Source organism: Ruminococcus sp. HUN007 (genome assembly GCF_000712055.1).
In the GTDB taxonomy this organism is placed as follows: domain Bacteria; phylum Bacillota; class Clostridia; order Oscillospirales; family Ruminococcaceae; genus HUN007.
The window spans coordinates 531,062-552,337 of record NZ_JOOA01000001.1; the positions used below are offsets into that span (position 1 = coordinate 531,062).

At 41.6% G+C, this 21,276-nt stretch carries 16 protein-coding genes; 1 reads left to right on the forward strand and 15 read right to left on the reverse strand.

Annotation, left to right across the window (positions count from 1 at the left end):
- Positions 1-383 precede the first annotated feature (383 nt).
- On the forward strand, positions 384-665 hold the full coding sequence (locus CC97_RS02265) for a helix-turn-helix domain-containing protein (protein WP_044973539.1): 282 nt from the start codon (positions 384-386) through the stop codon (positions 663-665).
- A 271-nt stretch (positions 666-936) separates the two neighbouring features.
- On the opposite strand, the gene pncB is transcribed toward CC97_RS02265, so the two are convergent.
- The 15 genes from pncB to CC97_RS02335 all read right to left on the reverse strand — a co-directional run bounded on the left by pncB (position 937) and on the right by CC97_RS02335 (position 21,263).
- Entirely contained in the window at positions 937-2,136 is a 1,200-nt protein-coding gene (gene pncB / locus CC97_RS02270) for a nicotinate phosphoribosyltransferase (RefSeq protein WP_044973540.1), read from the reverse strand.
- A 76-nt stretch (positions 2,137-2,212) separates the two neighbouring features.
- Complete coding sequence (locus CC97_RS02275; RefSeq protein WP_044973541.1) at positions 2,213-3,184, reverse strand: hypothetical protein; 972 nt, start codon at positions 3,182-3,184, stop codon at positions 2,213-2,215.
- A 59-nt stretch (positions 3,185-3,243) separates the two neighbouring features.
- Positions 3,244-3,702, reverse strand: a complete 459-nt coding sequence (locus CC97_RS02280) for a VanZ family protein (protein WP_049962632.1) — start codon at positions 3,700-3,702, stop codon at positions 3,244-3,246.
- A 245-nt stretch (positions 3,703-3,947) separates the two neighbouring features.
- Positions 3,948-4,406, reverse strand: coding sequence for a hypothetical protein (locus CC97_RS02285; RefSeq protein ID WP_044973542.1), 459 nt, complete (start codon positions 4,404-4,406; stop codon positions 3,948-3,950).
- Positions 4,403-4,867 (reverse strand): DUF3990 domain-containing protein, encoded by a 465-nt coding sequence (locus CC97_RS02290; RefSeq protein ID WP_044973543.1) that lies wholly within the window; start codon positions 4,865-4,867, stop codon positions 4,403-4,405. Before CC97_RS02290 ends, CC97_RS02285 begins: the two co-directional genes overlap by 4 nt.
- A gap of 21 nt (positions 4,868-4,888) precedes the next feature.
- A complete protein-coding gene (locus CC97_RS02295; RefSeq protein WP_044973544.1) occupies positions 4,889-9,601 on the reverse strand; it encodes an AAA domain-containing protein in 4,713 nt (1,570 codons plus the stop codon).
- 267 nt (positions 9,602-9,868) lie between these two features.
- The gene (locus tag CC97_RS02300; RefSeq protein ID WP_044973545.1) at positions 9,869-10,195 is read right to left on the reverse strand and encodes a hypothetical protein; all 327 of its coding nucleotides are present in this window, start codon (positions 10,193-10,195) and stop codon (positions 9,869-9,871) included.
- A 243-nt stretch (positions 10,196-10,438) separates the two neighbouring features.
- Positions 10,439-12,715: an EAL domain-containing protein gene (locus CC97_RS02305; protein WP_044973546.1), complete on the reverse strand. Its 2,277-nt coding sequence runs from the start codon at positions 12,713-12,715 to the stop codon at positions 10,439-10,441.
- Between the two features lie 22 nt (positions 12,716-12,737).
- The gene (locus CC97_RS02310) at positions 12,738-14,060 is read right to left on the reverse strand and encodes a GGDEF domain-containing protein (RefSeq protein WP_156036737.1); all 1,323 of its coding nucleotides are present in this window, start codon (positions 14,058-14,060) and stop codon (positions 12,738-12,740) included.
- A 26-nt stretch (positions 14,061-14,086) separates the two neighbouring features.
- Positions 14,087-14,935 (reverse strand): hypothetical protein, encoded by an 849-nt coding sequence (locus CC97_RS02315; RefSeq protein ID WP_044973548.1) that lies wholly within the window; start codon positions 14,933-14,935, stop codon positions 14,087-14,089.
- Entirely contained in the window at positions 14,935-16,125 is a 1,191-nt protein-coding gene (locus CC97_RS02320; protein WP_044973549.1) for a hypothetical protein, read from the reverse strand. The genes CC97_RS02315 and CC97_RS02320 overlap by 1 nt, the downstream gene beginning before the upstream one ends.
- Positions 16,109-17,140, reverse strand: a complete 1,032-nt coding sequence (locus tag CC97_RS02325) for a hypothetical protein (RefSeq protein ID WP_044973550.1) — start codon at positions 17,138-17,140, stop codon at positions 16,109-16,111. The genes CC97_RS02320 and CC97_RS02325 overlap by 17 nt, the downstream gene beginning before the upstream one ends.
- Positions 17,128-18,366 (reverse strand): AAA family ATPase, encoded by a 1,239-nt coding sequence (locus tag CC97_RS18480; protein WP_049962633.1) that lies wholly within the window; start codon positions 18,364-18,366, stop codon positions 17,128-17,130. The genes CC97_RS02325 and CC97_RS18480 overlap by 13 nt, the downstream gene beginning before the upstream one ends.
- Positions 18,347-19,801, reverse strand: coding sequence for an AAA family ATPase (locus CC97_RS18485; RefSeq protein WP_049962634.1), 1,455 nt, complete (start codon positions 19,799-19,801; stop codon positions 18,347-18,349). Before CC97_RS18485 ends, CC97_RS18480 begins: the two co-directional genes overlap by 20 nt.
- Positions 19,802-19,835: 34 nt before the next feature.
- Positions 19,836-21,263: a hypothetical protein gene (locus CC97_RS02335; protein WP_044973551.1), complete on the reverse strand. Its 1,428-nt coding sequence runs from the start codon at positions 21,261-21,263 to the stop codon at positions 19,836-19,838.
- Between the last annotated feature and the right edge of the window lie 13 nt (positions 21,264-21,276).

Below are 21,276 nucleotides of genomic sequence, written 5' to 3' on the forward strand. Positions count from 1 at the left end.
GTTTTCCTGTCCCGTTCGTCATCAGACATATACAATATAATTTTACATTATCATATTAATTTTGTCAAGAGAATAAAGTTCAATTTCAGACAGTCTAATTCTTTACATTGATATTCATATTTGTTATAATATTATATAGGATTAATTTGTCCAATTCCTGTGTATTGAATCAGTGTCAAAAATGCATTGTTCCTATCTTGTTCTGTTTGATATGATTTTTACAATTTAGGTCATTGGCGATGCTTTTTTAGATATTTCTATAATTATTTTTTTCGGGGATTGATTTTTTATCTAAAACGTATTATAATAGATATAGTAGTATGGATATAGTTAAAACCCCTATCCTAAAAAAATCACAAATACTTTTATGAGGTGTAAAAACTATGAATGAAGAATTAAAAAGAGTTTATATCGACAGAATGGTTGAGAACCTTACAGTTCTCAGAGCAAAGCTCGGCGTTACACAGTCTGAACTTGCTGAGATCGCCGGAATCAGCCGACAGACTATTCTTTCTGTAGAAAAGAAGCAGCGTGGTATGACATGGAACATGTTCCTTGCTCTTCTCTACATTTTCACTGCAAATGAAAAGACAGTTCCTCTTGTTGACCTCTTCGAGATCAGAACAAACGAACTTGTTGAAGCAATGCAGGGCAAGAAGAAATAATTAAATCTGAATATTTTTCAAAACCGCTGGACAGCCTTCTTTGTTCAGCGGTTTTCTGTTTATAACGAATATCTAAGGAAAAACTGATTAAATCGGAAATCCGGCTTCGCCGGATTTCCGGAGGTGGGATTTTACGGGGCTTCGCCCCGAACCCCCACGCTGATTTATGAATAACGCTGCGTTTTCCTGAATATTATAAAAAACATGATCAGCAGATCCGTACGCGTTCCCGCATCCGGATCTGCTGATCTGTTTCCGTTTCCGTCATTTTTTATTTATCTGCTTCACGCTCAAGTCTGAATTTCACTGAACGTTTGAGATATCCGAGGTAATCCTCATCACGGCACATAGCCTTGCCCGGATCATCTGAAAGCTTGGCAACAGGTCTGCCGTTTACATACTGAAGCTTGATCACTATATTGAGAGCCTGCTCCTCGGTATCGTTTGAGCAGAACGTTCCTATGCCGAACGAAACCTTTGTCTTTCCGCTGAAATAGTCATAGAGCTTCTGTGCTCTGTCAAAGTCAAGGCTGTCGCTGAAGAGAAGAAGCTTCGTCTTCGGATCAACGCCGTACTTTTTATAATGTGCGATCATCCTGTCGCCCCACGCATAAGGGTCGCCGCTGTCATGACGAACACCTGTATAGTTGTTTACCATGGAACGGTTAAAGTCGAGCAGAAACAGATCTGTTGTTACTGTATCCGTCAGAGCCGTACCGTTATCACCGTCGTACTCATTATACCAGTCACGCATTGCATAGTGGTTTGTGTATGCAAGCGGGATCGAATCAATGCCCTGATACATCTGTACAAATTCATGTGCATATGTTCCTATCGGCGTTACGTTGTACTTCATTGCAAGATATACGTTTGAAGTACCTACGCAGTTCTTTGTTTCCGTAACCAGTCTTCTTACGACCACATCCTCCCACTCACGCGAAAGTCTTCTGCGGCAGCCGAATTCAGCAAAACTGAAAGTATAGGTACCGTCATTGAGTCCCTTTATCTTTGCGTCAAGTCTTTCTTCAGCTGATCTGCGGAGTTTCTCATAATCGTACTTCATACGGAAGTAAACTTCATTGACGATCTCAAGAAGATAGATCTCGAACTGCATTGCTGAGAAAAGCGGGCCGTTTACTTCTATGTAAAGTTCACCGTTATCGTCGAGCTTTGCTGTTACATAATCCCTTATCGGACGCCAGAGTCTTAAAAACTCAACGTAGTCCTTCTTAATAAAACGTATGGAACGGAGATAGTCAAGTTCTTCCTTTCTGAATGTAAGCGTACAGAGATGATCTATCTGTTCGTTTATCTCTTTGACCATCTCCGGAGTGAAAACCACATCCCTGTTACGGCACTTGAAGAAATACTGCCCGCACAGATCAGTGTGTCTGTGAAAGATAACCTGATCCATGTTGAACTTGTAAAGATCAGTATCAAGAAGTGAAATGACGATCGGCTCAAGTTTCATTTTAATTACCCTTTCTTTCCCTTTTATTCTGAAGAAACACTGTCTGACCGAAAAAACGGATATCAGCGTTCCGTGATCACTTTATTCTGTCCTTTATGATCTGAACAGCTTCCTCGCGGCTGCCGGCTTTGCCGAAATCAAGATGGTTTCCTGATTTATCCCAGGCACAGGCAAGCCAGATCTTTTTGTCGTCCTCGTATTTGATCTCGACCGTGTAGTAGACCGGTTCTTTTTTATCTGACCAGAAAAAGATGATGTCAGAACATTCAAGATAGTTTTCTGCGACCGGTATTACCATATCAATACACGTAAGGCCGTCTTCATCAGCTATGAAGTCAAGTCTGAATCCTTCATGTTCAGAAACCGGAGCAGCTGAATTTTCGAGAAGAACGTCATCTGTGATCCTCTTTAAAAACGCTTCCTTTTCTTCCTTCAGGCTGCTGATGAATGATTCCGGATCGTCATAAAACTCAGACGGAAGGAAATCGTGCTCGATGAAATAGCGTTCTCTGCCTTCCTTTATAATACCTGATACTTCATCCGTATTATAGGTTATCTCATCCGCAATAAGAAAATCGCCCTGATGCTCGGTAATATCATCAAATACTTCCTTTACATCAAGTCCTTCTTCAGTCACCACGTAATAAGCGTAAACGACCATTCTCAGCACCAAAAGCGGATAAGTAACGAAAGAACGGAACATTCTCGCATTATCGATAAGTGCTCCCGCAGCCATGCCGGCATCTGTCTTGATCGTACTGTAGTCGGCGTCGTATCTTATTCTGATCTCATATTTTTCAGAGAACAGTGAGGCAAGTTCTTCAAATTTTTCAGTGTTTTCAATATTCACCTCATACATCGCAAGAGATACTATACCGTCGTTGTCGATGATAAAGCGCTGGATAAGTCTGACGTTCTTCAGCGGTTCCTCAGTAAACGTAAAGTATTCTCCTGAAGCATACATTTCACCGTCAATATCTTCAAAGTCAAAAGGAACACCGGCTTTTTCAAGATTACGCTCCATGAATTCCCTGCATTTTTCTTTCATAAAAAATCCCTTCTTTCTTTAAGGAAAAAATGATCTTTACCTTTCTTTAACAGGCGTGATCAGAGTTTCATTAATGATCTTTCTTTCAGGACCACAGCAGTCCAGTAAATAAAAACTCCTGCCGCAGCTCCTGCAGTGTTGGTTATAATATCATCAGCTTCTGTAAGTCCTCTGCCGGTTATGTACTGCATCATTTCAATAAAGCACGAAAAACAGAATCCTGATGCCACAGTGGCTATCGAGCTTCTGAAGTATCTGCTTACACACGGCAGAAGAAATCCGAAAGGAATAAACAGTAAAACATTAAGAGTTATCTGCATGAACCAGAAAAAATGATTCGGCTGTTCTATCATCGCCTGCAGTTCACGGAAAGGTTCCATTACCACTCCCCTGCTGCCGGGTGTACGGAATACCATTGTCTCACGTACGATAAATGTAAGAGAAAGAACAGCAAGTATATAAAGCAGAAAAATCAGATTTGTGATCTCTTTCCGTTTATCATAGATTTTTCTGAACATACTCAACCCTCTTATCTGATCGTTTCCTTTGTTAAAAGTATATCACATCCGGCTGATCATTTCAAGTTTATATGTCCCGTTTAATTACATTACGGGACCTTTGATTAACCGACTACAGAAACCGTAATTACGTTTTCTGATTTCCGGAGGTGGGATTTGCGTAACTTCACCCCGGAGCCAATGCTGATTTATGAATAAATCAGCGTTTCCCTAATTTTACATTATTACGTGCGTAATATCAAGGCTTATGCCGGGACACAGCCGTTTTTGTATGTCCAGAATATCTCACCCGGATTGTCGTAGTAGAAGCTGCTGTTGTAATCCTCGATAAGATCGACCATCTTTGAGGAGTACACTTCAGTAAGAACTGTAATAATATCTTTTCCACTTTTCTCTGCGTCCGCAAGTATAAGGCGTTTATATACCTTACCGATATCCCAGTGCGTCGGAACAGAATACCGGCACTCAGCTACATTATCGAAACGCCCTGTCGGAATGCTGAACTCAGTTATCAGATCATCCGAAACTCTGTCGATATTATCACAGTGGAACACATCAGCGTATTCATAAATATGACGGATTCGCTCCCTGCCAATAAGTTCAGTAATAACTGACGGCTTATTCTTTGTTTTCCTTGCGATGTATTCTATCAGAGAGCATGTGTAAAAAAGGTCATTGCTTTTTTTATCTTCCCGACCGTTCATTTCATTGGTACCTCCGAACGTTCAAATTTTATGCACTTAAGTGATCTTTCAGAACAGAAGCTTATCTGATGAGTAGGATATTTGAATCTGGCAAGCGCCCAGAACTGTTCACGAGTGATAACTCCTTCAATATAATCAGAAACATAGTTATATATCTGATCATCAGCCATAGCACCGATAACAATATCATGATCATGCGGTTTGCCGCTCCTGCAGTCGATGATAAAATCTAGCCATTCATCTGTCATCTCTTTGAATTCGAGAATATCCAGCGACTCGTCTATAAGTAGTGAATAAACATTTACCACCGGTGTGCTGTATCTTTTCGCCCATCGTTCCGACTGTTCTTTTATAATCGTACAGTAAAAACCTGTACCAAAATCCTTTGTGTTTCTGCCGACTATTATTTCCGGCACTTTTACTTCGGTATAACTACCGTGATATACAAGAGTTTTGCCCATTGTCTGCTCCTAATTTAAGACTCATTGTTTGTGAATCTGAATATCTATTGCGTTATCTTCACTTCTGATTTCATAGATCTGCTCAGGAAGTTCATAAACATTAACGCTTTGATGCGAAGTTGTAAAAGTATTCTCTTCAAGATAATCAGTTTTTCCAAATATCAGTTTTTCAATATAATCAGAATTATACTCTGTATATTGATTACTTTCTTTTATATACTTCTCCATTTTCTTGATCAGAATAAGATTATCTACATTTTCTGTATTATCATCTGGCATTAATACAAACAGATAATCCCTCGCACGACTGATAGAAACGTTTATGATATTCTTTTTGTTTAGAAATATTGGCTTGTCCTTTTTCAGCGTAATAGAAGGCGGAGGATTATAAACTGATATGATTATTTCACATTCGTCTCCCTGAAAGCCATGAATTGTACCTGTTTGTACTGAAATTGTATCCGGAAGCTTCAAAGAAGCTATCAGACGTTCAATCATATCTGCCTGTGCTTTGTATGCAGCTATAACACCAATACTTATTTTTTTCTCCGGATTATACTGACTGATGATACCGGCAAGCCAGTTAGTAAACTCGTAAGCAAATAACGCAGAATAAATCTGATATGGAGTCTTTCCGTTCAGCTTTTTTGCTCGGTAAATACTTTCGTATTTACTTACAGGAAACTTTATGAGATTTACTGGTTTCACAGCAAATTTACTGCCGAAGTTAATTACGATCTGATCCTCATCAGTTCTGTCGTGTTCCAGTACACCATCATATGTCATTCTACTGAACAGGTCCCCGATAACAGGTATGCTTCTGTATTGTCTGGTAAGCGGTTTAACAGCATAGTCATACGGTACTGTCTTAGGTTTAGCAAAAGAATCAAGCTTAACCATAGTATAGATATTTTCGCCTTTCCACATTTTCAGATGAACAACCGGCTCAATCTGAAAAGGATCGCCAGCAACTATAAACTTTTTAGGATTTCTGAGAAAAAGCGGATATATTATTTTTACAAGCGGTATCATAGATGCTTCATCAAAAATAATATAATCATATCGCTGATTTCTAATGTAATATCTTTTATTATGCAGCATAAAGAAATCATACGGAAAACGATCTATCGTAGTTACAGTAACCAGTCGTTCAGGCGAGCCAAGATCAAAAGTTTTATCCTTAAACAATCCGGATTTTTCTATTGTTTCATCATTGGTTGATCCAAAGCGAACAAGCCAGTCATTATACGAAGTGTCATCACCCATCATTTCCTGAATTTTATTTGTTATGACATCTGCAGCTTTGTTTGTAGGCGTCAGAACTAAAACTTTGCATTTTCCTGACTGCTTCATCTTTGGAATGATAACTTCATTTGCAAGATAAGTTGTCTTACCTGTACCCGGAGGACCGAATACAAACTCAATGTTTTCAGGAATATTCTCCTGCATATTGAAAACATCATCAAGCTCAAATTTTTCGAACTGATTTTTAAGTTCTTCAAGAAGAAATCCAGGATTTTGAGCCGTAATTCGCCCTTCCCTGACTGCCTTGAAGTCAATCCCACTTATATCTGCATTCGGCTTTAATTTCACTCTGAGAGTGTATGATCTGACACTGATAACTTCAATAGGAAGTTTCTTTGTTTCGTTTTCAAATACAAGAACAAGCGGAATATCGGCCAGTTCTTCCATAAAACGAGGAATATAACTACTTGGCTGTTTTAAAATCAAGGTTCGGTTTAATTCACCTTCCGGCTCGACTTTACCAAAGATGATAGAGACTTCTTTGCTATTACCAGAATACTCATTACTTTCTCTTGCTTCAAGTTCCAGTAATGCTTTGAACCAGCCAAAAGTATAGCGTTCCGAGTCCATAGCTTTTTGCTGTAAATCTTCCATTTGTTCAATAAGATCAATTTCAGCTTCACTTTTTGCTCTTGCTCTTTCAATCTTTTTCTGATAATCGACAGTTTTAGGGATATACTCATCTGAATCTGTGTCATCATCGATGTCTGATAAATATGTTCTTGGTACTTTTACTTTTGATTTATAGTTTCTGTCAGAATTCTTATTATCCAAAGATGAAGTTGAAACGCTGGAATATGCTAAATCATTTTCCTCATCGTCTTCACTCAACGCTTTTATTATACGATTTATTTTATCCTCCGGTAAAGAGTTGACATCTATTCCTGCTTTTCTAAGTTGTTCACAAAACTTTACATCACTCTTCTGGTCATCAGATAAGAAATAAAGCTTTGGATCTTCAGACGACATTCTTAAGAATAATACAAGGTTTTGAGCTGAAGCAGAAGAAACATCATATTCTTTTGCTAAAGCAGAAATATAAGTTTCATTAGGACTGACCATTTTCCCTTCTTTAGTAAATAACCATTTAGTTTTTCTTAACAGCAAAACATTAGTAGAATCAAATTCTTCGTACCAACTTCTACGATTAAAATAATGGTGTTTTCCTTTAAGTTTCTGAGAAAACTTATATTTTTCATTCAATCTTATTAGTACATTCCATATATATACTGAACGCTCAAAATCATTGTTACAAACGATATGTTCTATATTTTCCTTGCATCCATCAATAACATTTTGCTCCCATTTTTGTTCATCCAAGTGAGCCTCTGATGGTTGATTCCAATATGATTTAATATCTTGCGCTTCAGTATATGATAAACGCTCAACATCAATTCGTATTTCAAACGAAACTCCAAGTGCTTCAAAGAATGATTTAAGGTATCTTTCGTTTTCTTCTCCGACTATATTCAAATACAAATCCAAATTCAAAAACATAGTAGAGGTTTTTACAGAAAAATATCTCTTTAAATCATCAGAAAGAAAATAAATGTTTCCCGGATAATCCAAGTGATTAATTGTGTTATTTATTTTTTTGCAAATAACACAATTTCTTTTCTTTAATTCTTTTATTAACTCTTCTTTTTCAACCTCAGGACACTCATTTAAAAAATAATCAAATATCTTTCTGAAAGCATGAATTGCAAATGACGAATCAAATGCTCCGAAATTCGGAAGAATTTTGTTGTATATTTCATCCTTTAATGAAGGCTTAGTAATACCGAATTCTTTAACAAATATTCGTATATCCTCATTTTCTAATAATTTATTGCTAATTGTCGTATATTCATTTTCTTCGTCAGTAGGCAAAAATAAAATATGATTTCCTTCATTATCATACGCTGAAACAGCTTTTCCTTCAGATGAAATGAAAATCGGAAGAGTACGATACCTTTTCATTCTGGTAGTAGATTCACTAAACCAGTTATAGAACTCTGAAAGCCATTCTATCGAACGTGATTCTATAAATGACGGTGTTATATTTTTTAGCAGTTTTTCCTCATCAAACCAATCTTTGATTATCTTATCAACATATTCTTTGTGTTCACATTTTTCTCGTGAAAAAGATGTAAACACCCATTCTGCAGCATCATTCCGAGTAATTGCTTTCAAAATATCATTATCAAACAGGTAAACCAAATTACGCTTTTCTGCCCAATATGCATTTTCAGATAAAGTGTAGGAATCACCAGTAGGAATAATGCAAAGTGACTTGAAAGCTTTGAGAATCATTTCATAAAATGGTTCAAAAACTGAAACGCTTGCAACCCATCCCCAAAAAGTAACTTCATTAAATGATTTTGATGGAATAATACTTAAAATATTATCATCAATATACCTCTGGTTCTCTTTAACGCTAATTGCTTTTAAAAAAACTAAACTATCTGCCGACAAGCTTGCTAATAATTTAATCATCTTTTTATTATGCTGCTCGCCAAATTTTATACCCTCACGACTATCAGTCAGAAGAAAAGGAGCATGAATAATAAAGTGAAGGCCTGTAGTAACTTTCGTTGGAAAGAAACAGTACGCATATTCTTCAACGGGAATGAGATTGCCCTGGTCATCCAGATAAAATCCAACCGAGTATTTTCTTTCTTCATCATCTTCGCGAGTAAATAACCAGAGTTTTCTCTCTTCTTTATCACCATTAATTATATTAGTAAGTGTAATCAATTTCGCATCTGTATCATCATTAAACCTGTATGGATTATTAATCTTCTTTTTATACTCACCTTTCGTATCATCAAATTCAAAGGTTATTTTTTTCAAATGATCTAAAAATAATATCGGATTAACAAGCGACATAAGTCTTTCTGATATTGCTTCAAAAGCTATATCGGCATGGTTTATTTCATGATTAAAAGGAAACTCAAAAAGTGTTTCACCTTCTGCTCTTTCTGGATGATCAGATTCAAGAAGAGATGGCACAATAAAGCGTTCTATTTTAAAGCATATTTCCGGATCATATATATATGGAGTAGTAGTATACTGGAAAACCGCCTTGAACCCAACTCCAAACTTTCCTATGGTGTTCTGTTCAATTTTAGTAGAATGTCCAATTGAAGTGATTGCATTAACGTCACCAAGACATCCATTATTTCTGTCTTCTTCCTCAGTTTCTGGATTAGAAACAGAAAAATGTCTTTTTCCGTTATGAGCAAAAATCAGCTTATCATGGTACAGTTTAAATCTTGCATAGGTAGCCTTAGCATCATCAGCATTTTGAAGAAGCTCATAAATGAAATGTGCCTGTTCGCTGTATTTATCCGTAACACCGCTCCATAACGAACTATATCGTGCTTTTTTGAATGTTTTCCAATCTTCTTCACAAGACCGAACTAAAGCATTAAAGTATTCATGATTCAATGCTACCCCCCCTTTTCACTACTAATCAAACTCAAAACAAACGGCCATTATATACATATAGCTAATTATGCCAATAAATGAATTTCTTTCAGAGAATAAGCAGCAAGAATTTTGCTGCTTTTCAATAGCAGTGGACACGAAGTGTCCGTTACCTTTTATTAGTCGACAAAATCATCATCATTTACAGTAACAGCTTCTATATAAAATTCATTAACGATCTGCCTTACAAAACCTGTAGTGGCCTTGAATGATTCACCTGTCTCGATGTCAGCTATTACAAGCGGATACTTTTTTGGCCTTGGTGTTAAAACCCAGGATAGCATAGCGTTTTTCATCATCTGCTATAAAAATACGTCTGTACATGCCTTCTTCGAATCCAAGAAATTTATATTTCCATACATTCCTGTTAAATCTTCTGCATCGTATTTCTTCCGGATCACGACCGTTATCGACAGTCAGTGAAGCTGAAAAATCATTTTTATAATATGTGATCGGTCCAAGAGTAATTGTAACATCATACTTTTCCTGAAGCGAAACCATTGCTGCTTCAAAATCTTCTTTAAATTTATCCAGCTCTGATGAATTTATATTCATTGGTTTTTTCCTTTATAAAATTATATTTTTATGGTTACATTATACCATATTACAGATTTTTCTTCAACATAATATCTACCTTCCATTTAATGCGGCTGTTAAGAACTGCCCTTACGAAGCAGCAAGAATTTTGCTGATTTTCTATAGCAGCGAACACGAAGTGTTTGCTTCCTTACATTTAACGGGTACCGCAAATGCAGTACCCGTTTGAAGATTAAATATCTCGAATTTGATCCTCTGATCTTAATCAGCTATCCCGGCGAATTTTTCAAACTCTTTTACCGGCATTGGTTTTGAGAAGTAATAGCCCTGGAAGAGCATACAGCCCATGTCGGAAAGGGTGCTGAACTGAGCCCGGGTCTCGACGCCTTCGGTGAGGGCGACTATTCCGAGGTCCTTGGTCAGGGAGATAACGTTGTGAACGATTATCTTTGCCTTTTCGCTGGTCTTGTCCCTGTCGAGAAATTTCATGTCGATCTTTAGTACATCGACCGGCATATCCTTGAGCATGTTGAGTGATGAATAACCGCTTCCGAAATCGTCCATTTCAACGATAAATCCGGATTCACGGAATTTTTCGAGCATGGCCATTCGTTTTTCAGCGTCATTGATCATGAATGACTCTGTTATCTCGATCCTGAGTTTTTCCGGCTCAATTCCGAATTCATTTACAAACGAGGTTATCTTTTCATAAACGTCGATGTAGTAGAAATCCTTCGGTGAAATGTTCACTGAAATGAACAGGTCGGAACCTGCCTTTTTCCAGCGTGAAAGTATACTGCAGGCCGAGCGCCACATATGCTGGTCCACTTCGGCAATGAGTCCGTTGCGTTCGAATGCAGGTATGAAACTGCACGGAGGGAGGAAACCAAGTTCCGGATGCTCCCATCTTGCAAGTGCTTCTGCACCGACTATTTTTCCGTTTTCGTCCGCAATAGGCTGAAGATACGGACATACCTGCATGTTTTCTATGGCTTCGCCCAGCTGTGATGAGAGTTTCTGTTCCATCAGCAGCTTTTCGCGTATAGCAGCGTCGTAAAAGGCAATGTGTCCGCGTATATCGTCGCTTGTCACGGTAAGTGCAAGAAGTGCTCTGTCAAACAGAAGCGAAATATTGTTTTCACCGTGTTCCGCCTCACATACGCCCACATTTATGAGAATGTGATATTCCGCTTTGTAGTTGTGTATCATGAAATTCGTCAGAATTTCCTCAATATATTCAGGCTTCCATTCCTCACGCGGCATGCAAACGCCGAATGCTGCGCCTATAAGTCTTCCGTAAATACACCGTCTGGAAAGATTGTTCTGTATCCAGGACGCAATGTGCTTCATTGCCTGGTCACCGAATTCAACGCCAAAAATGTCATTTACCACATTGAAATTCTTTACGTCGACGTACATGATCAGGTATTCAGTATCAGTATCGTTTTCAAGTCTTTCGGAAATGCATGTAAAGAGATATTCACGCGTATACAGACCGGTCATCGGATCATGTGTGGCAGCGTACATCTCACGTTTCATACGGTTCTGTTCTTCGGTAACATCTGAAATACGAAGATATGTTCCAAGGGACTTTCTTTTTTCATCCAGAGCCTTGTTTTCCTCAAGAGTATAGTAATGTGCATCATCACCGTTTCCGACTATACGCTGAACGCATCCGGTGTCATTTTCACTGCCGGGATTCCTGAAGAGTTCCATAAGAGCGGGTACTGCCTTTTCAACGTTATCTTCATCGACTCCGGTAAGTTCAAGACCGGCATCGTTTGCCCAGATACACTTTCCTGCCGGATCGAAAATGAAAAGTGATTCATTCATTCCTGATACGATGCGGGAAAGCATACGGTCAAGCAGCCTGTACGGCCGGTAGTGAAGCGAGAAGAAATAGATGAGTATACCCAGGGCCCCGTATCCGAGCATGGAACGGTCAATCGGTGAATCGGACATAAGATATAATCCCTGCCACAGTCCAACGAATATGACCACGTATGACAGCGCGGTGTAGCGCTCACGGTAGATCTTAGGCATTCCGGATGCTGTCTTAAGGAATATGACAACCACTCCGACCACTATGGAATAGGCGACAAGCCTGTGATATGTCTGGCCGATATACGGTTCAAGCTTCCAGTAGACAGCTCCTTCATAGTCCACCGCTTTCAGATCAAAAGCATGGCCTGTAAAAGGATTAAGCATGAACTGTATGACATCGACGGCAAGCGGTATATAGACTAACCGCGGGGTACTCATAGAATTGTTTCTTGTTTTGCAGTACTCCACCGTAAACCGGGTAAGAGTCAGTACCACGAGGTCTACACCGAGAAAATAAATATAGCTTCCTATAAGCGAAAGAATTTTCTGATGTGAACCGATGATAATAAGATTTCCCAGCAGAGGCGGTATAATGGCTGAATTAAGTGCTGCTACATAGCGTCCGATCGGCTTGCCCGAATGTCTCGCCCTGTAAACACACACTAACTGTGCGATAATTACAACTGTGAAAATAAATGAAAATACAGAACGCACAGTATTCGCCTCCTTTCGATTTCTATTTTGCAGCAGATTTGCATCTGATCTTGTTTTCGTACATAAGCTTGTCGGACCGTTCGAACACATCCTGAACACGCAGATCCATATCCGGATCAAATTCAGAAATGCCTGCAGCAAACAGTACCAGACCGTTTGTTTTACTATTCTCAAGGGTGCTGAACATCTGCTCCATAAGGTCACTCCGGCAGTCATAGTCCCTGCCTTTCAGGATAACGGCAAATTCATCGCCGCCTATCCTGAACACCGGACTGTGAGAAAATGCATTGCATATAACCGTACTTGCCCGCCTTATGTATTCATCACCCGCCTTGTGTCCCAGGCTGTCGTTGATATCCTTCAGTCCGTTTACATCACATATCACTATTGCGAAAGGCGGCTGACAGGATTTTTCTATCTGCCTGTCAAGATCAGCTTCTGCCTCAACATAGGCATGCTTGCTTTTGACTCCTGTAAGAGTATCCTTGCCGACAAGTTCAACAGCATTGTTGTAGTCAAGCTCCATACGCTTGATTTTGTCGATATTCGATACCGCAATGATAATATGGTCCGAGTCCTCGGCTGCACGCACAGCGTACAGAGCCATATACTGCGGGTTATCATCGATCATGAGCCGGTAGGTCAGATTAACGTGTCCGAAAATCCTTATGGCATTAAGAAGGTTTTCCTTTTTCAGTGCGGTGTACATCATGGACCTGTCGCCTTCGTAAACGGAGGTCTTCATGTTTTCCTCGCACTCCTCAAAGAACGAATCACCTGAAGTGCCATGCTTAACCCATGAATACTTCGCGCTTGTACTGTACTCGGTGTAGTAGTTGGTCAGCACATTCACGTGGTAAATTACAACGTACTGCTGTGCCAGAGCAGTGGCAATATCGCTGAAGGTCCTGATCTCATTCTCCATTTCCTTTTCGTGCCGCATCTGCCTGTCAACGTTCTGAACGCCGATTATTATGCTATGGTCAGTGTATGAGCGTATTGTCTTGAGCGAATAGTAACACGGCACACCGTCTATGACAAGACGGTAACCAAGCGTAAATGACTTTCCTGCCGCAAGTGCTTTCATAACGTTGTCACGGCTGAAAGTTTTTAAAAAGTTTGCCAGGTCTTCCTTGTATACAAGTTTTTCCGCATTTCCCGGAACATCATCGTAAAAATTCTTTCCGCTCGAAGCTATTGTGAGTTCCTTGTTTTCACCGCTCGGAACATATTCCACATAACTGTCATCCTCTGCATCGATAACGTACAGGCTGGTATAGTCGTCAGCCAGTGCCAGAGCAAGGCTTGCAAATGACAGTGATTTTCCTTTGTCTGTATCATTCATATTCTCATCCCTCTGTTTTAATACGATCACATGCGCGCTGCTCTTGCCTCCTTAAGCAGGCGGTCATACCTGATAAGAGCAAGATGCGGATCGTCAAAGATAACTGCCGAATCATCAGCAAATGAGCTCAGGGTCATGTTATCCCCGTTTCTCGCGCGGAACACCATGTATTCCATAAATTTCTCGTAACGTGAGTCAATCACCCTTTTTACTTCATCGAAAAAGCCGTGCTCCCTGGTAAAAGGTCCGGTAACACTTATTCCGCCGAAAGGCTGATAGTCATAGTTAATAAAATAGCGTTCCGAAAACCTGTCCTCTTCAGTAAGCCTTTCTTCGTCATACACTTCAGTTTTCGTCTTGGTGAGCACACCGTCGCCGCGTTTCACAAAAGCGTGGAACATACGGCGGTCATTTTCAAATCCAAGTGAAACAAAAGCACGTTCAAAGCTCTTTCTCATAAGCTCAAGTTCGGAAAGTTCAAGATTCTGAACAAACTTTATTTTCGGACTTACAAAAGGAGTTTTCGTAATAACTGAATTTCCGTCAGGCTGGTTTCCAAGAATAAAACGCACACTGAAGTCTACTGAACCGGTTTTCTCAAATCCGAGATATTCGTAGAAAACCTCCCCGTCTGTCAGGGAAAACTGCGTATTTCTTACCGCATCATCCTTTTCCTGAGGCATTATAAGGTCCTTAAGATGAATATCTTTAAAGTCCGGTACCGTACGCGGATAAACAAGCTCTCTTCTGCCTGCAAGGGAGTCTTCGGAAACGTCCTCAAACTTAAGCAGCGCACCGCAGTCCGGACACTTTGCATCCCGTATTTTTCTGGTGTACGGTCTGCCTTTGCATTTTTCGCAGTAGTATACTTCCATCAGAGTGTCACCTCCATGAGTTCACTGTAGAGAAACATTACTGATGCCCTGTCGTCGGAAAGCTTTACGGCCGGTGTTATGTCACTGAGTTTCCGTTCTTCCTCTCCCTCACGCAGGAAAATGTATTCTGTAAAGTCCGGAAGCTTTTCACCCTTTATTATCTGCATGAAACTTCTCTTCTGTTCCTTCGGCGGATGATATTCGAGTATCAGTTTCTTCCCTGAAAACTCCGCTGTAAGCTCACTGCCGTAAGGAACAGCTTTTCTCCTTGACTTTTCATCAGTGCCGTTTCGTGCAAGATATTCACAGACCGACTGGTACATTCTGAAAAGCTCTTCAAGCTTTATTTCGCTTCCCGTCTCCCTTTCGTAGCTCTCATAGGCTATACTTCCCGTACCGGGGCTGTTGTCAGGACGGCACAGCATGAAACGGTACTTAAGTCTTCCCTCCGTCGTCTTTGTGATGCCTGCGTAAGGAACCAGCGTGCCGAAATCAGCTCCGGTGTTTTCCGGCTCAGGATCGGCAGGTATTTCGGTGCATTCATCCTCTGCAAAGAAAACATTTATTTTCACTTCATCGTTTTCTGAAGAATAGTCATAAAGACTTTTTTGCTGATCCCCGCAGACAAACGAAAACGTACGTGAAGTTCTTTCAAGGGATGCTTTCATGGTCCTGAACCATTCCTTCTGCGGGAAAACATATTTTCCGGGAACTATGTCTGCCTTAAGGCTTACAGGATCAGGCTTTGCTTCCCATCCGTAATCTGAGATATACTGATCATAGCAGGTACGAGAAGCACCGCTCATCATTGCCAGCGCATCAGGGATTATTTTTCTCAGATCTTCGGTGTCACTGCTTTTTACGACAAAACCTTCGGTGGAACAGATAGGTCTTCCGAACTCATCCTCACCGCATATATGACAGAAACGGCACAGCATGCTTATCCTGCGTCCGCTGATGAACATGAAGCTGTCTGCTGTATTTTCAAGTACGTTCACCCTGTCCTCGGGGAGAACATCACGTATCTTCATAATAAAGCTCACTGTTTTTCTGTACTCGCGGTATTCCTCAGTATAGCTTTCAAGCCATTCAGGAAGATACATATCAAAATAGTCATGCGTCCTTGTTCTTCCGTATAAAAAAACATCGGCATTCATCTGCAGAGTCACCTCCTTATCCTGAAACTGCACTTATTCCTCCGCTTTCCGGCCTTACCTCACATACGAGGCTGTCGGAAACGCGGAGACTGTTGTACGGTATTCGTATGAACCGCAGCACGACATCGCTCTCCTCGAGCTGCGTTTTAAGTATTTTCATCCTGTTTCTGTATTCACGTGACATCTTCGTCAGAACAGATGCATTTTCCATGTCACTTATCCTTAAGTGAAGAGCTGTCACCTCTTCGCTGACAGTCCTGTAAATGCTGTAGAAAAGCACGCTGTCTATGCCGTACGGAACTATTTCAGCATCGGGCGTTATCCGGTTTGTCACCGGATCAACGCAGTTCCTGCCCACTGCTGATGTGCGTATTATGCCATAGGTCCAGCCGTTTCTTTCTATTATCCTGACAGTAGTCTCAAAGGCGTGCCTTATTCTGTCGGCAAGGAGCTCACTGTCTCCGGTCACCTCAGGTGAATCATCCTTGGTGAGCACGAACAGTACAGTCATCTTTTTGTTCATGAACTGGTTCGTGTTGAAGAAAGTGTTTATATCGTCACTTCCGAGTGCGGCACTTATCTCGCCTGCTGTTTCAGCCCTGCTCAGTCTTATTGCATCGGCGAATATCAGAAGCACATTGCTTGCAAGCAGCTCGTTTCTTACATCCTTAACTTCATCGCCGGACCGCTCGTTTACCAGATTACCGACGAAACCTCCCTTGTAGTCGATAAAGCTCACGCTGCAAAGCGGCACGGACGTACTGTATGTGTCGTCAAAGAGATCAAGCATGTACTTTTTCGTGTTCTCGGTGCTTACCGAAGTGAAATTCCTGTTGTTTCTGATGGAATAACGCCGGACATCACCTATGCTGGTCTCGGACATGTCATCCGCCTGATAAGGCAGTATTTTGAAAAGATGGCTTCTGTCATCGTTGCGGCTGTCCTTTACCTCTATGTTTCCTGAAATGAAGGTATCGCATATTCCCGACAGGAACGCAGTCTTGCCGGATCCGCTGACGCCTATCATTGATATTTTTATATCCTGCATACATCCTCCGCCTCAAATCTGTATTTTACTTCCGCAGGTACATCCTTCATGTCTCGTATCCTCGGATATCGTTTCTTTCTCATTTCCGTCAGCATCTTCGCTACAGCCCGGGCGTTTCCGGTTTTCTCAGTACGTGTCCGGTACAGTTCCTCCATCTCTTTCCGTACAAGTGCAAGCGCTTCATCAGAGCAGGTGTCCTTTGAATCACGGCACATTTTCAGAAAGATCTGCGTGAGCTGCTCAGGATCATAGTCATTGAAATCGTAGCGTGTGCAGCGCGAGAGTATGCCTGCATTCGACGCGATAAAATCTTCATACTCGCTGGAATAGACAATGAAAACGACATTGAAGTTCCTGCGTTCATCGACCATGCGGTTCATCATGGAATTGAGCGCTGCGTGGCCGTAGTGCCGGTCCTTTGAAAGCTGGTAGGCTTCCTCAATGACAAGAACGGTATTGTTCTGCGCCGCCTCATCCATTTTTTCGTTTATGAGTTTCTGTGAATCGCCCACATGGGTGCCGATCAGTGATGATGCATCCACTATGACCGGACTTCTTCCTCCGAGTATGCCGGTGGCGTAGTAGAGTCCTGCCAGAAGCTTCGCAGCTGTCGATTTTCCGGTACCCGGATTTCCGACCCAGATCATGTGTTCCGGACCCGGATATTCTATTCCCTTGTCGCGGCACTCGTCGAAAAGGCTGCACTGGTCGTCAAACATCTGTTTAAGGAAATCAAGGCCGATATACTTTTTCAGATCGCTGTAGGCCTCCTCCCTTGTGGAGGCTCCGAATCCGTCAAACAGATGTACGGAATCCCCGAAATCTGCCTTCAGAACTTCCGGTTCCGCTTCCTTTGCACGCATCTGTGCGGCAGCGGTAACTGACTTTGCAAGAGTAACTATGTCGCGGGCGTTACCGAAGGTCTTTCTGTCACGCTCCCTGTAAAGATTTACAAAATAACAGGAAAGTCCCTCATCCACCTCGGCGGAAAGTGTGAGTCTGTTTCTCCTTATGCAGTCCCGGAATATCTTTTCGAGAACATCCGGCCTGTAGTCATCTATGGTTATGACATTCTTCATGCTGAACCTTGAAGGAAGACCTTCGTTCATCTTAAAAAAGTCAGCCATCTTCGAGCTGTATCCGGCAACAACGACGCAGAAATGATACTTCGGGTCAGTCATTGCCGCAACAAGTGTGTTTATAACTTCAGCACAGTAGTTTTTCACCGCCGGATGATGAGCCGTCACTCAGATTCACAAGCGAATACACCTCATCGATAAAGAGCACACCGCCCTGGGCGCGTTCAACGGCATTTACCGTGTTTATTGCTGATGCACCAAGATACTGGCCTACAAGAGTGTCCCGCGAAGCACAGACAGTATGTCCTGAACTCAGAATTCCGTGTTTGTAGAGAATACGGCCGATAAGACGTGCTATTTCTGTCTTGCCCACACCCGGATTGCCTTCGATAACGAAGTTTGGTATTTTATAGTTTCCGGTACATTCTCCCGGACTTTCAAATCGTTCAAGAGTGAAAATTCCCTCTCTCTTCGTATCTGTACCTGAACTGCTGTATTTTAAAAAGTTTTCATATTCATCAATGTTTCGTTTTATTACATCACATGCATTTTCCCAGCCCTGGTGTCTTCTGCTTTCAAGCACTTCCTCCGGATCTTCCGGAGAATACCGTACATCCTTTTCAGAATAGATACGGTTTATCGTATCAGCCGAAAACGGTATCCTGTCACCTTCGGCATCACGCAGAAATGTTTCAGTACGGTCGCGGAAAGTATTAAGTCCGCTTTCCGATTCACGGCAGTAAAACTGCATGGTATTTACTATGCTTTCGATGTTCTGTTCGTTCCAGTCAAAGGTTATCTTCTTTATTCCTTTTTCCGTTTTTATTCCGCGTACCGCCCAGTAATAAAGCAGATAACGCATCTCGTCGCTTCCCGGATGCTTTACTATGAGACAGTTGTCAGAATTGAACTTTCGTCTTCCTTCATGGTCTTCGGCTATAAAAAGTGAGGAAAGTGACAGCTCGCTGCTGCTCTGGAGCATCTGCTGGATCTCTTTCGTTCCGAGTCCCTTTGAAAGAAAAATGCATATGTTCCTGTTGTCAGCAGGCATAGATTTCCAGCTCTCAAAAAGGCGGTTGTAGTTACGCCGGCTTACGGAATCGGTACGGTTCACAAAGTCGTCAAAGCTCGTGAAAACAATGGCTGTACGCTTTTTACGGCTTTCCATAAGAGCCTCGGCCTTGTGTATGAAGTCGGCATCGCTTTCCATAGGATAACGCATGCGCACTTCCTTTTCCGGAGTCTTTTTTTCTTTGCGGACTGCCGGGTTCTTTTCCTTTATTCCGAAGACGTTGAAAATGTCTTCCTCATCATCTTCCGGAGAAACCGGATCATCCGCAGGCTCCTCGCCGCTGCTTCCTGAAATCACATAGTTTTCAGCACTTTCACTGTCGTGAAAATACAGTCCTGAACCGCTTCCCGAATAGAACAGCACACACTCATAGCCAACCTTTTTCAGATATCCGCAGAGGTACTGCTCAAAACTCATTATCTGAAGATCAGGTGTACAGAATGTATCGGTTATATTTCCTGAAATACTGAAAATACGATGTGATGAATATTCAAAGATCGATCTTTCCACTTTTCTCACCTCTTTCGGACGGGGTCCGTACCCTTTATACTCTTTTCACCGGCTGCGGATTTTCTATCATTGTCTTTCTTCCGGTGTCGGCAGCATCCATGCCTCTTGTCTCTTCACTGCACTTAAGCGAAGCATCCGCTACATTACGGCAGCTGCCCATAAGCTCATTTACTATCGCTTTACGGTACTGTTCACGGTTTTCCTCACTGCTCTTATTGCTCGCAAGGATCAGTTCAGTCTGAAGCTCTGCGTTCTCATCTTCATACGGAAGCAGTGAGATGGTCAGTTCCTCACCGGTCAGCTGACATACATACTTTCTTTCACCCGACTTTGAAGGATCACCGTCGGTATAGTTTGTCTCCTTAAGGGTAAACCCTTTTTCCCTGAGCAGACCGAAGATAACCTTTTCCGCTTCAACTCTGTTAAGGCTGTAGAACATACAGTAGAAGGCATCGGCAGTGGCTTCATTTATCTCAGCGATAAGACTGCTCATTTCCTCAGTTTTTCTTTTAAGTTCGGAAGAAGGCACATCGTCACCGGCACTCACTGTGTATTCCCTTATTTTCGTGTATCTGCCTGTAAGCTCCGCATATCTGCTCTTTATGAACTGAGTAAGGTCGGCTGTAACTTCCCTTTCAGTTTCATCCGGCATTTTAAACTCCGCTTCCTTCAGAGAAGCAAGAAGGCCATCCGCCTCTTCCAGCAGATATGCAAGCGTAACTCTGTAGAATTCACGTTCATTGTCTTCAGCATCAGATCTGTACATATCCATAAAGATCTGGGTGACAGCTGATGAAGCGAGGCTGACAGCCGACTGGTAATTTCCTTTTTCCAGATCACTTTCCGCCTCGTGAATGTATTTTTCAGCAGTTTCAGACTCTGTCCCTTCAAGAAGTGTACGTGCATCTTCAATGAGGCTCGCAGCTCTTTCACGGGCACGCTCGTCACGGTCAGCAATGTCCGCTTCAATTTCCGCGATTCCGGAAAGAATACTCTCCTTAAGTCTTGTCATACGCATTGAAATTTCTGAATTGCTGCGGTTGATCACTTCACTGTAGTTCTTCCTGAACTGCGTGTGTATCCTTTCGATACTGTCAAGAGTATTTTTTTCCGAAGCCTTTAACAGCGCACGGAAATCATCAGCTGCACTGCTGTCACCGAAGCTTTTTACGGTTTCCGTATGCATGTCATTTATATTTTTCAGCATCTGTTCGGTGCTCCGGTAAAGTGCCTCGCGCTGGTTATTCATGTTCTCCGTAACATCACGGCCGAGACTGCCAAGTTCATCGTTCAGTGCATTCAGTTTTTTCTCTTCCACAGCCTTACTGTATTTATGAACTGCTATGACTCCGGCAAACGCGACCCTGCCCGCTGACTTTGCTATATGTTCGGCTGCATACATGACTGACAGTGTCATTACAACAGGTGTGAAAAAAATCGATCCCCTGCTTATACCGCTCATGATCCCACATCTC